The organism is Pedobacter sp. CG_S7 (assembly GCF_040544395.1).
Taxonomy (GTDB): domain Bacteria; phylum Bacteroidota; class Bacteroidia; order Sphingobacteriales; family Sphingobacteriaceae; genus Pedobacter.
This window is the reverse complement of sequence record NZ_JBEONS010000005.1, coordinates 24,206-35,576: the sequence shown is the minus strand read 5'-3', so window position 1 is coordinate 35,576 and position 11,371 is coordinate 24,206. Positions and strand designations below refer to the sequence as shown.

General features: G+C 36.8%; 11 protein-coding genes and 1 pseudogene. 8 read left to right on the top strand and 4 right to left on the bottom strand.

Going from position 1 to position 11,371, the window contains the following annotated elements; genetic code table 11:
* Positions 1 to 22 precede the first annotated feature (22 nt).
* Entirely contained in the window at positions 23 to 967 is a 945-nt protein-coding gene (locus tag AAKU52_RS04780; RefSeq protein WP_354330806.1) for a M28 family peptidase, read from the top strand.
* Between the two features lie 13 nt (positions 968 to 980).
* Here AAKU52_RS04780 and AAKU52_RS04775 read toward each other — a convergent pair whose 3' ends face one another.
* The 4 genes from AAKU52_RS04775 to AAKU52_RS04760 all read right to left on the bottom strand — a co-directional run bounded on the left by AAKU52_RS04775 (position 981) and on the right by AAKU52_RS04760 (position 4,478).
* On the bottom strand, positions 981 to 2,639 hold the full coding sequence (locus tag AAKU52_RS04775) for a S41 family peptidase (protein WP_354330804.1): 1,659 nt from the start codon (positions 2,637 to 2,639) through the stop codon (positions 981 to 983).
* A gap of 67 nt (positions 2,640 to 2,706) precedes the next feature.
* Entirely contained in the window at positions 2,707 to 3,321 is a 615-nt protein-coding gene (locus tag AAKU52_RS04770) for an HAD family hydrolase (RefSeq protein ID WP_354330802.1), read from the bottom strand.
* Complete coding sequence (locus AAKU52_RS04765) at positions 3,321 to 3,824, bottom strand: ATP-grasp domain-containing protein (RefSeq protein WP_354330800.1); 504 nt, start codon at positions 3,822 to 3,824, stop codon at positions 3,321 to 3,323. The genes AAKU52_RS04770 and AAKU52_RS04765 overlap by 1 nt, the downstream gene beginning before the upstream one ends.
* Before the next feature lie 3 nt (positions 3,825 to 3,827).
* Positions 3,828 to 4,478 carry an ABC transporter ATP-binding protein gene (locus tag AAKU52_RS04760; RefSeq protein ID WP_354330798.1) on the bottom strand — a complete coding sequence of 217 codons (651 nt, stop codon included), beginning with the start codon at positions 4,476 to 4,478 and terminating at the stop codon, positions 3,828 to 3,830.
* 81 nt (positions 4,479 to 4,559) lie between these two features.
* Between AAKU52_RS04760 and sucC the strand changes: the two genes are divergently transcribed.
* The 7 genes and pseudogenes from sucC (at position 4,560) to asnS (ending at position 11,282) form a co-directional block, all read left to right on the top strand.
* On the top strand, positions 4,560 to 5,750 hold the full coding sequence (gene sucC, locus AAKU52_RS04755) for an ADP-forming succinate--CoA ligase subunit beta (protein ID WP_354330796.1): 1,191 nt from the start codon (positions 4,560 to 4,562) through the stop codon (positions 5,748 to 5,750).
* A 250-nt stretch (positions 5,751 to 6,000) separates the two neighbouring features.
* Positions 6,001 to 6,282 (top strand): transposase, encoded by a 282-nt coding sequence (locus AAKU52_RS04750; RefSeq protein ID WP_354330793.1) that lies wholly within the window; start codon positions 6,001 to 6,003, stop codon positions 6,280 to 6,282.
* 180 nt (positions 6,283 to 6,462) lie between these two features.
* Entirely contained in the window at positions 6,463 to 6,912 is a 450-nt protein-coding gene (locus AAKU52_RS04745; RefSeq protein WP_354330791.1) for an integrase core domain-containing protein, read from the top strand.
* 120 nt (positions 6,913 to 7,032) lie between these two features.
* Positions 7,033 to 7,280: pseudogene (locus AAKU52_RS04740) on the top strand (integrase core domain-containing protein); the annotation flags it as partial.
* A gap of 78 nt (positions 7,281 to 7,358) precedes the next feature.
* Positions 7,359 to 8,726 carry a hypothetical protein gene (locus AAKU52_RS04735; protein ID WP_354330789.1) on the top strand — a complete coding sequence of 456 codons (1,368 nt, stop codon included), beginning with the start codon at positions 7,359 to 7,361 and terminating at the stop codon, positions 8,724 to 8,726.
* Positions 8,727 to 8,736: 10 nt separating this feature from the next.
* A complete protein-coding gene (locus AAKU52_RS04730) occupies positions 8,737 to 9,228 on the top strand; it encodes a hypothetical protein (protein ID WP_354330787.1) in 492 nt (163 codons plus the stop codon).
* 605 nt (positions 9,229 to 9,833) lie between these two features.
* Positions 9,834 to 11,282, top strand: coding sequence for an asparagine--tRNA ligase (gene asnS, locus AAKU52_RS04725; RefSeq protein ID WP_354330785.1), 1,449 nt, complete (start codon positions 9,834 to 9,836; stop codon positions 11,280 to 11,282).
* Positions 11,283 to 11,371 lie beyond the last annotated feature (89 nt).

Here is an 11,371-nt window from a genome sequence, read left to right as displayed (position 1 = left end):
AAAAACTAACTTTATTACTAATATGAGAATTTACATATTACTGCCTTTGGTATTACTTTTCAGTTGTAGATCCGTTAAGAATTTCAATGCAAATGCTCAAAATGCCCCACAATTATTAAAAGATGTGAAAGAATTATCATCTGACACTTACCAGGGTCGCAAAACAGGCACTAAGGGAGTAGAATTGGCGAAAAATTACATCAAAAAACGCTTTAAATCAGTGGGTTTAAAAGCTTTCCCGAACTTTACAAACTACGAGCAGGAATTTAGCCTTATAGACAAAACCGGAAAAAGCGTCATCGGCAAAAACGTTATCGGTTATATTCCAGGAAAAACAACTGATGTTATCGTTATTTCAGGTCATTACGATCACCTTGGAGTTATCAATAATCAAATTTATAACGGTGCAGATGACAATGCATCAGGCATAGCCTGTTTGTTTAAAATTGCCTCCTTTTACGAAAAAGTAAAACCCAATCACACACTCGTATTTGTTGCCTTTGATGCAGGGGAACAAGGATGGAAGGGATCTGCAGCCTTTGTAGAAAAACCACCAGTAAGTTTATCTCATATCAAGCTGAACATTAACCTGGATATGATTAGTCATAATGACAAAGGCCAGTTATTTGCCAGTGGCACGTTTAAACACCCAGAGTTAAGGAATTATATTGTGCAATCAAACCCTGATTTAAGAATCTTGTTCGGCCATGACAACCCTAAACAGAAAGTAGATGACTGGACTTATCAAAGCGATCAGGGTGCTTTTGCTGCCTTAAATATCCCTTTTATTTACTTTGGTGTAGAAGATCATAAAGATTACCACAAGCCAACAGATAAATTTGAGAACATAAACCAGCCATTTTTTATAAATGCTGCCAATGCTATCCTTGAAATAGTGGATAACATTGACAAGAAAAGTGCTTTAAAAAACACTTTCAGAGAAAAGTTACAAATGAAAACCCAGTAACAAAGAAGGCTAACTACTTAATTTTATACCTGTTTTCTACCATACCAATAAAACGAGTCTTTTCTATAGTTGCTTTTAGCATACCTAAAGAAGCGGCAACAGCAACCTTTTTACCACGTATGGTCATGACCGCATTGGAAGAAGTTGCCGCAGTGGCTGGGGCTAATAGCCCTAGTGCACTTTTGGTATAACTTTCAGCAGGATCGCCAAAATCATGGGTAGCATCATCAAACAAGGAGCTATTTCTTACCGTAGAAGTGCTTACGTCAATTACATCAGGGGTAAATCCTGCAAAATAACCGCCCTCATCTCTTGAATTTTTCGTTTCAAACATCGATAAGTAAAGATCATATTTATTTTCAAGCCTGATTGGAAAAAAACCTACAGGCTTACCATAAGTTTGTTTACCTACTATTTTAACATTTACATGAGGTTTAAGACTGTTAATCACCAATTCACTAGCAGATGCTGTACCACCTGAAACCAGGAACACCACATTGGCAACATTAGCTAAATTGCCTTTCTTACTAAAAGCAATTGTATTTTCAGCTACAGAAAAATCAATATCCGCATAAGTATCGCTTTTGCCATCCCTATTCTGATCCTGGACTTTATCATTATCGTCCAGTAAAAGCTGGTTGCTCAAAATAGTGGCTTTGTTTGCCTGCATGGTTGCGTTGTAATACTCTTTAAACATACTGCCCGTAACACTAGCTGGCGCAATCAAATTAATCAGGTATTCTGCTGTATTAACATAGCCCCCGCCATTATAACGCAGGTCGACAATCAAATCAGTTACACCATCGCTAACGAACTTAGAAAAAGCCGCATCAAGATATGTTTTAGCATTATTTTCTAAATGAGAAAACTGTGCCAAGGCCAGATAACCAATTTTCTTATTGCCGGCAGTAAAGGTTTTAGCAGCAAAAATCGGACTCGCCGTATATTTAACTTTAGTTAAAACAACGTCGTTAAAAGGTGTACCATCACTTTTTAAACCAGAAATAGTTACTGAGCTAGGATCATCCAATAAGATATTAATGACCAATGGACGTTCGTTAGTAAAATTGGTTCCAATTAATTTACCATTCACTTTATTAATGATGGCCCCACGCGTAATCCCCGCTTTTGCTGCTGGCGAGTTATTATAAATACCACTCACATAAATAGAAAAATTACTTTCACTTCCATAAGCTTGAAACGAGTAAAAACCAAGATCGTAACCAGTGCCATCCAATTCCAGATCAGCTGTTTTCTTTATTACAAATGACTGTGCTGAATTTGCCGTAGTAATGTCTGTGATATAAGAATATTTCGGACTATTTGGATCGGAGGAATTGTATTCAAAAGGTTTTCCAGTTGCCGAATTAATTTTAAATTGCGTAATGGCAAACAGTTCAGCATCATAATTATCTAAATCTGTTCCTAAAGTAGTATAATTTCTGGGTTTAAATACTTCATAAGTTGGTAAAGCATCATTCCAAAAATAAACTTGCTTGGCATATAAAAATATAGAATCTTTGGTAAGTTCGGCTCTGTTGACTGTTACGGATGGTGTAGTAACAACAGGTGCTACAGGATCATCCTTTTTACAAGCAGCAATGGAAAAAACGAGCGCAATGCCAAAGACAAAGAGCGCAGACTTATTTAATTTATAAACAGCTGAAATCATTAAATATTATTTTGAATAGCTACAAAAGTAAATCATTAGCAGGTATATATTGTTAGTATTTACGCAATTACGGTAAAAATAGTTTGTCGACTGTTAATATATTTAAAGTTACACCTTCAACATTGGGCACTGCAGTATCCTTCTCTGTTAGGAGAAGCAACTTTTTACCTGTTAAACTGTGTTGTTCCATCAAATAGGTTAAACCTTTATCGCTTACTGAGGCCGCAATTTCTTCCACAAAGTAAACTGTTAAATGTTTTTCCAGACCTTGCCAGTCTACCTGCCGTATTTTATTCAATTGCGCTTCCGGATTACCTGAAACGAGTAAGAAAATAGGTTTTTGAGCTTTAACTAGGGCATTTAATAATGCCAGACAGGGGTCGAATAGCAATAATTTTAAAGGCAGCCTGACATTTCGTTGCAGGAGGTCAAAATTAAGTTTATATTTTTCGGGGATGCCAAAATGGCTTGCCGTCTTCTCAAAAATCCCCTCATGCCCTTGTTCCATGTAAATATGCTGCATATATTTAAGAATTGCCGTGGCATCCATTTGCTCGCCATACTCAACAAACTGCCCAAACAAATAATAAACCTGCAAAAAGAAATCCTTCTCCGGATACAGGACATTATCAAGCTCGAAGACAAAGACATCATTGTCCCTTATTATTTTTTCGATTTCCATTAAGGTATGGTAAAGAGTATCACCGTTAATTCTTCAGGTTTTGGAGATACAAAAAACACCCCATTTAAGCCTTTTTCGATACCAATTTCTACCAATGCGTCATTGGGGGCAGGAGAAAAGGTTAATACCCCTTTTACAAAAACGCCCCAATTGTGCCCTTTGCGAACATCCTCCTGGCTATGGAAATACAAAGGCAATGCTGCTTGTTCTGGCAGTAACACCTGGATATTGAATTCTTCGAATAGGATGATGGCCTTTGAAACGGCAGTAATTTCGAATTCATGCAGGGGCAAAAAAAGGTCAACACCGTGATCCAAACAAACATTTAACAAATGATGAGCGATGGTATCGTCATTTTTTTCGCCAAGACTAATAAACTGGTAATTACCGGCATTGAAAACAGGAATTTCACCATAATCAGCTAGAAGGATTTGAGATCCTTCAAAAGCCTTTAAAATTTTATAGGAGGAGGCAGAGTTGCCGCCCGTTATTAATACTTTCAATTGTTATATAATTAAGCCGTCTTTCATAGTCACCACCCGGTCGCTGATTTCTGCAAGTCCGGTATTATGAGTAACAATGACGAAGGTTTGTTTAAAATTATCGCGAAGTGTAATAAAGAATTGGTGTAAAGCAAAAGCATTTGCAGAATCAAGGTTTCCGGAAGGCTCATCAGCTAAAATAATTGCCGGATCGTTCACTAAGGCCCTTGCAACAGCTATCCGTTGCTGTTCTCCACCTGAAAGTTCATTCGGTTTATGCTGTGCGCGCTCTCTGAGGCCCAATAAATCCAACAGCTCATAAGCCTTTTTTTCTGCCGCTTTTTTACTCTTTTTACCAATAAAAGCAGGAATACAGATATTTTCTAAAGCGGTAAACTCTGGCAACAAATGATGAAACTGGAAAACAAAGCCAATATTTTTGTTGCGGAACACACTAAGCTGTTCGCCAGATAAACTACTTACGTTCTTTCCATTAAGCGCCACAATTCCAGAATCTGGCTGATCTAGCGTTCCAAGAATATGCAGCAGGGTACTCTTCCCGGCCCCGGAAGCACCAATAATACTTACGATTTCTCCTTTATTAACTTCAAAATCTACCCCTTTTAAAATGGGCAAGCTTCCATAAGATTTTTTTACACCCGTGGCTTTCAGCATAGATGCAAACTTACAATAAAGATTAGAATAAGTTTTTATAACCAATCCTAAATGGTAGATTTGAGCAAATTTTTTCAGCACATGAATATCCACGAATATCAAGGTAAAGAAATACTTAAAAGTTTTGGAGTAGCCGTACAAGAAGGCATTATTGCCGAAACGGTAGAGCAAGCTGTAGAGGCTGCAAAAAAAATACAAACTGACTTCAATTCCGACTGGGTTGTGATTAAAGCACAAATCCATGCAGGAGGCAGAGGTAAAGGCGGTGGTGTAAAACTGGCTAAAAACCTGGATGAAGTTAAAGAAAGAGCAACAGCCATTCTTGGTATGCAGCTAATTACTCCACAGACTGGCCCAGAAGGCAAAAAAGTAAACAAAATATTGGTCGCTCAGGATGTTTATTATCCAGGTGCTTCTGAAACTAAAGAATTCTATGTTAGTGTTTTGTTAAATAGGGCAAGAGGCAGCAATATCATTATGTACTCTACTGAAGGTGGAATGGACATTGAGGAAGTTGCTGAAAAAACGCCGCATTTAATCTTCAAAGAAGACATTGATCCTAAAGTTGGCCTTCAAGGTTTCCAGGCACGTAAAATTGCCTTTAACTTAGGTTTAACTGGCGCAGCACATAAAGAAATGGTGAAATTTATTACCGCACTTTATAAAGCTTATGACAGTACAGATTCTGCAATGTTTGAAATCAACCCGGTTTTAAAAACATCAGATGATAAAATTATCGCTGTCGATGCTAAAGTTGATTTAGATGAGAATGCTTTATTCCGTCATCCAGCTTATGCAGCGATGCGTGATAAATTAGAAGAAGACCCAACTGAAGTTCAGGCAAGCGAGTCAAACCTTAATTATGTGAAATTAGACGGTAACGTTGGTTGCATGGTTAACGGTGCTGGTTTAGCAATGGCCACAATGGATATCATTAAAATTGCCGGTGGTGAGCCTGCAAACTTTTTAGATGTTGGTGGAACTGCAAATGCACAAACGGTTAAAGCTGCTTTTAACATCATCTTACAAGATCCAAATGTTAAAGCTATTTTAATCAATATTTTCGGCGGTATTGTAAGGTGTGATCGTGTTGCACAAGGTGTAATTGATGCTTATAAAGAAATTGGTGATATTCCAGTACCTATTATTTGTCGCCTGCAAGGTACCAACGCTGTAGAAGCTAAAAAATTAATTGACGAGTCTGGGTTGAAAGTATTTTCGGCAATTGCCTTAAAAGATGCTGCCGACTTAGTGACCAAAGTATTGGCATAGTCCAATTTCATATTTATTCAAAACCGAATGTTTTTACATTCGGTTTTTTTTGTGCCCTGATTTTCACCTTCAACAATGATGGCAGAAAATTTAAACATTGTTAACGCGTATTTTACACAATTATCAATTGCGCTAACAATGGGCTACCATTGCGTTACCATTGCGTTAACATTGCGTTAACCCTATACGGAAGGCAAATGGTCTTATACGCCTATAGCTTTACAGTTTTCTGGAAAAACCTAAAGCAAACATGGAAGAACATGCATTGTTAAGATTTGAATTCCCAGAAGAATTTAAAGAAAAATTGGTAGAGTTGGTCGCTTACAAGAACGTATCAGCTACACAAGTCGCCAGGAAATACGACTTACCCAATACGCACATTCTGATCAATTGGATCAACAACTACAAGAAGAAATTAGAAAATGGAGCCGTAACTTTAGCTCCTATGGAAAGGCCAAAGACTAAAGACGCTGTTGTATTGAAAGGTCGGATCAAGGATCTGAAAAAGCACTGGAAAAGGCAAACGTGCTGATTTACGGGCTTAATGCGATGATAGACCAAGCGGAAAAGGAAAGTAAAGTTCCAATTCGAAAAAAGGGTGGTACCAAACAATAAAGCTGATCAAAGAGAAACGCATTACAGCGATGGGCGTCGGCCCACTTTGTAAATTGTTACTTATATATCAGTGGGTTAAGACTTTAATTACCTCTCGTTGATTACTGATGCCTATTCCAGGAAGATTATGGGCTATTGCCTTCATCCATATTTAACTGCACAGGGTATGGTAAATGCATTGAAAATGGCCATGAAAGAAAGATCGGTAGCAGATCCTTTAATTCATCACTCAGACCGAGGTGTACAATATTGCTGTTTTGAGTATATTTTGAGATTAAAGAAAGCAGGTATTAAAATTAGTATGACCGAGAATGGAAAGGCCTATGAGAACCCAATTGCAGAAAGAGTCAATGGTATTCTTAAAACCGAGTTCAAGCTAAAACGTGTTTTTTCTTCAAGAAGTGAAGCATTGCTGGAGGTCAACAAGAGCATAGAATCCTATAATTATCTTAGACCGCATATGAGTTGTGATTACCTTACTCCTGCAGTAGCACATACTTCAGAAAAGCCCTTAATTAAACGCTGGAAAAAATGCAAAAAAATATAAAAAGATGCAAGAAAACTATTAATTTTATAAATATAACCCTCCAGAAAACTGTAAAGCATTCCCCGTATTAGACCTTATGTAAACTTTTTTCAGGAAGGGTCACGATGTTAACTGGAAAAAAATCGATTGATCATCAGGAGCATGAGCAGAAAAGGTAATTGCTGGGACAACGCAGTGGTAGAGAGCTTCTTTAAGACCCTTAAAGCCGAATGTGTATACCAGGGTTGACCGACAAAGAGCAGGCAGCACGTATCGTTTTTGAATATATTGAAACTTGGTATAACCGTAAAAGACTACATTTTGCATTGGGGTACTTGTCCCCAGAAGAATTTGGGGGAAATTTAAACAAACAAAATATTGCAGCTTAACTGAATGTCTACTTTATTGTTGCAATTCCATTGTTTAATAGAAAGTTTTTGCTTAAAATTATAAAATTAAACTCTAAAATGATCAAATATAACCCTGTTAAACCAAAGAAATTATTAATCTTGGTACTTCTAGGATTACAAATTCTATTTATCCAATCTTGTAAGAAATATCAAACGTCTGACGTAACTGACCCTATTTCATTAGCAAAACAAAATTTCACTAAACAATCAAGACTATTAGAAATCGATATTAATGGGAAATCAATCATCCCCTACGATTTATTAAAACAAAGACATGTGGATTGGAATCGGGCTGTCACATATAAAATTAAAGATAAAGACGTCGTTTTTGCACCTGTAGCTATACCTAAAGAAATAACACTTCAAGTTGGACAAGGGGATGCTATTAAATTAAATGACAACATATACCTGAGAATAACGACGAAAAATGGAGATTTTAAAACTTCATCTATAGAAATGATTACTATAGTTTTCGGCAATGGGGCTAAAAGCCAAAAGGAATTTTCAGGCTTATTAATAGAAGAAAACTGGTTCACTGCGGACATGCGCTATGTTAAAATTGCGGATAAGGATCCTATAACACCTGATAAAGTTAAAATCCGACCAAATGTATCAATAATGGGAGTATTCCCTTGCGCCTCGGTGCTTATCGACGCCTGTATTAGCACAGTTGATGGCGTAACCCAATGCACGCCAATGTGGGTCGCAGGTAGTTGTGATTCTGGAGGTGATTGGGACACCCATCCAATGCCACCGGACAGGCCTGATCCAAACTACCCAGGTGGCGGTGGTGGATCAGGAGCTACAGTAATGGAAATAATAAATAATGTTACTGATCCTTGTATTAAAACCGCGATTAATGCGGCATTAGCTCCAAACATTCATGTACAAGGTGAAATGTCAAATATTTTAACAAAGTTTGGCGATCTCAACAATGGAATTAAAGTAACTGTAATCCAAGATAATACATTAACATATTCAGATGGCCGTTCAAAACCAGCGGCGACCACACCTATGACTAGAGATCCAAATAACAATAACTTCTCTGCTACTATAAGAATCAACTCCGCACATTTTTCGGGCACTTCTGTGGAATCAGTGAGCGCGGCATTAATTCACGAATTTGTACATGCCTACATAAAATATAAAAATCCTGAACTTTTAGCTCAAAGCCATGAACTATTTACAAAATATGTAGTGCCAATGGGTAACTATCTGCATTCTAAGTTTAATATTGACAAGGTGGATGCATATTCATTAGCATGGTCAGGAATACCAGACTCTGCAATAATGATGAACTCCACTTTAGAAACTACATTTAAAACAGATGACGGAGTCACTTTTACTCGAGATGATATAAACCAAAAAGTTGCAGCCTATAATACTCAATATGTTGGAGCTCCTGGAACACCTTTATGTCCTTAAACACAGAAATATGAAAAAATTAGTTGTAATATTATTGAGCATACTTATATCGATGAATATCGTTGGTGCTCAAGAACCGAACTGGCATGAGCTTGACGGTAAAATTTCTAACATGCTTTTTCCACAACTTGACGCAACGACTCTTCCTGATTCCGTAGCAATTTACAGTTTTGCGATTAAGTTGGAAATTCGTGTAAATAACAAAGAGGTGACTGTTGACAAAATAACAGTAACAGATTCAATAGCTTATAAATTATTTAAAGAAATCAACAATCTAAAATCCATCAATTTCTCCTCAATAATAGGTAAAAAGAAAAGCATTGACGTGGTAATTCCAGTTTCAATATTTATTATGAGAAGTCGAAGAAATCCAAATAAAAATGAACTTCGTGTAGATAACTTGCCTAAGAATTTTTCAAATCTTTTTTTTCCATTTAATAATCAGCAAGACTTAGTGTATATGAATCTTTTAAAAATTTTGGTGGATTTACAAGAATATTAAATTCTCTTATGTGTTTAGCCTATAAAGCATTCCCCGTATTAGACCTACTGTAAACTTTTTTCAGGAAGGGACATATAAATACCAGGTATGACATGACCTACTTAAATTCAGCAGCAGATTTTGTTTAACAGTACACAAAAAGAAAATAGCGTACACTCGCACTAAAACAAAAAAGCCGCAGGCATGTAAACCTGCAGCTTTTTGAACCAAATATAAAATTAAACGAGCAATACAAACATACAAATAAAATCGACAAAACAAATGATTTATTAAAAATAATATGTTTTATTTTAAAATAACCCATTTTTTATTACAAATAATCAAAAATAACTTACATAATTACTTATAATCATACTAAAAGCAATACAATATGACAAAAACACAATTTTACAAACAAAAAAAAAGTATAAAAAACCATTATAAATATCTAAAATAAGTAATTATTAAAAATTAACAGGCAAAAATTCAATTTTAAGATTCAAAAAGCAATAAAAAATATATAAATAAAACAAAATTACTTCATTTTAAAGGTTTTCAAAAAAAATAAACCTTTTATTTTTTATAGAAGTAAATCCTTATTTTTGACATCATTGCAAAAATAGATTATGATTAAAAGAGAAAAAATAAAAGACCTGCTGGAAAGTACCGATTTTAATCGGGAGGTAACGGTAATGGGTTGGGTTCGGACTTTCCGGAACAACCAATTTATTGCATTAAACGATGGCTCGTGTATGGGTAACATCCAAATTGTAGTAGATTTTAACAATACACCTGAAGAATTGTTAAAACGCATCAATACCGGTGCTGCTATTGCCGTGCAGGGCACAATTGTTGAATCTCTTGGTAAAGGGCAGAAATTAGATATCAAAGCCACTGCTATCGAAATATTGGGCGACAGCGATCCGGAGAAATTTCCTTTGCAACCTAAAAAACATAGCCTTGAATTTCTTCGTGAAATTGCACACCTGCGTTTCAGGACAAATACTTTCAACGCCGTATTTAAAGTTCGCCATGCATTAGCCTTCGCCATCCATCAATTTTATAATGAAAGAGGCTTTGTGTACATGCATACCCCAATCATTACGGCCTCTGATGCAGAGGGCGCTGGTGAAATGTTTAAAGTAACTACTTTAGATTTTGACAACACGCCACGTACCGCCGACCATAAAGTAGATTTTTCTGAAGATTTCTTTGGCCGTGCAACTAATTTAACCGTTTCCGGTCAGTTGGAAGGTGAACTGGCTGCCATGGCATTTGGACAAATTTACACTTTCGGACCAACATTCAGGGCTGAAAATTCCAATACCACCAGGCACCTGGCCGAGTTTTGGATGATTGAGCCTGAGGTTGCTTTCGCCGACCTGGAAGATAACATGCAACTGGCAGAAGACATGCTGAAATATGTGATTGCCTATGCACTAAACCATTGTAAGGAAGAACTTGAATTTTTAAACACCAGGTTACTGGAAGAAGAAAAATCTAAACCACAAAATGAGCGCAGCGACTTGTCATTATTAGACAAACTGAACTTCTGTCTGGAGAATGATTTTGAGAGATTAACTTATACAGAAGCCATCAGCATATTGCGAGCCTCTAAACCTAATCAGAAAAAACAATTTAAATACCCAATAGATCAATGGGGCGCAGATTTACAATCTGAACATGAGCGCTTCCTGGTTGAAAAACACTTTAAAAAACCGGTAATCTTAACCGATTACCCTGCAGCTATTAAATCTTTCTACATGCGTCAAAACGAACCTGATGCAGAAGGTAGAAATACAGTAGCAGCAATGGACATCCTCTTTCCGGGTATTGGGGAGATTGTTGGCGGTTCTCAAAGAGAAGAGCGCTTAGACAAGCTTACAGCACGCATGGAACAGATGAATATCCCTCAGGATGAGTTGTCGTGGTATTTAGATACCCGTCGTTTTGGATCTGCACCTCACGCGGGCTTCGGCTTAGGCTTCGAACGTTTGGTTTTATTTGTAAGTGGCATGACCAACATCAGAGATGTGATCGCTTTTCCACGTTACCCTAAAAACGCTGAATTTTAAATTCAACTGCTGCTATACAGAAAAGCCTGTCTTCTAAATTTAGGAGACAGGCTTTTTATTTTTATTCATTGTCGCATAAACAATTCAAT

Bases quoted from the DNA above. Each gene is read 5' to 3' on its own strand.
- AAKU52_RS04775 (WP_354330804.1), bottom strand. From the start codon at position 2,639: ATGATTTCAGCTGTTTATAAATTAAATAAGTCTGCGCTCTTTGTCTTT.
- AAKU52_RS04770 (WP_354330802.1), bottom strand. From the start codon at position 3,321: ATGGAAATCGAAAAAATAATAAGGGACAATGATGTCTTTGTCTTCGAG.
- AAKU52_RS04760 (WP_354330798.1), bottom strand. From the start codon at position 4,478: ATGCTGAAAGCCACGGGTGTAAAAAAATCTTATGGAAGCTTGCCCATT.
- AAKU52_RS04780 (WP_354330806.1), top strand. From the start codon at position 23: ATGAGAATTTACATATTACTGCCTTTGGTATTACTTTTCAGTTGTAGA.
- sucC (WP_354330796.1), top strand. From the start codon at position 4,560: ATGAATATCCACGAATATCAAGGTAAAGAAATACTTAAAAGTTTTGGA.
- AAKU52_RS04750 (WP_354330793.1), top strand. From the start codon at position 6,001: ATGGAAGAACATGCATTGTTAAGATTTGAATTCCCAGAAGAATTTAAA.
- AAKU52_RS04730 (WP_354330787.1), top strand. From the start codon at position 8,737: ATGAAAAAATTAGTTGTAATATTATTGAGCATACTTATATCGATGAAT.
- AAKU52_RS04735 (WP_354330789.1), top strand. From the start codon at position 7,359: ATGATCAAATATAACCCTGTTAAACCAAAGAAATTATTAATCTTGGTA.
- asnS (WP_354330785.1), top strand. From the start codon at position 9,834: ATGATTAAAAGAGAAAAAATAAAAGACCTGCTGGAAAGTACCGATTTT.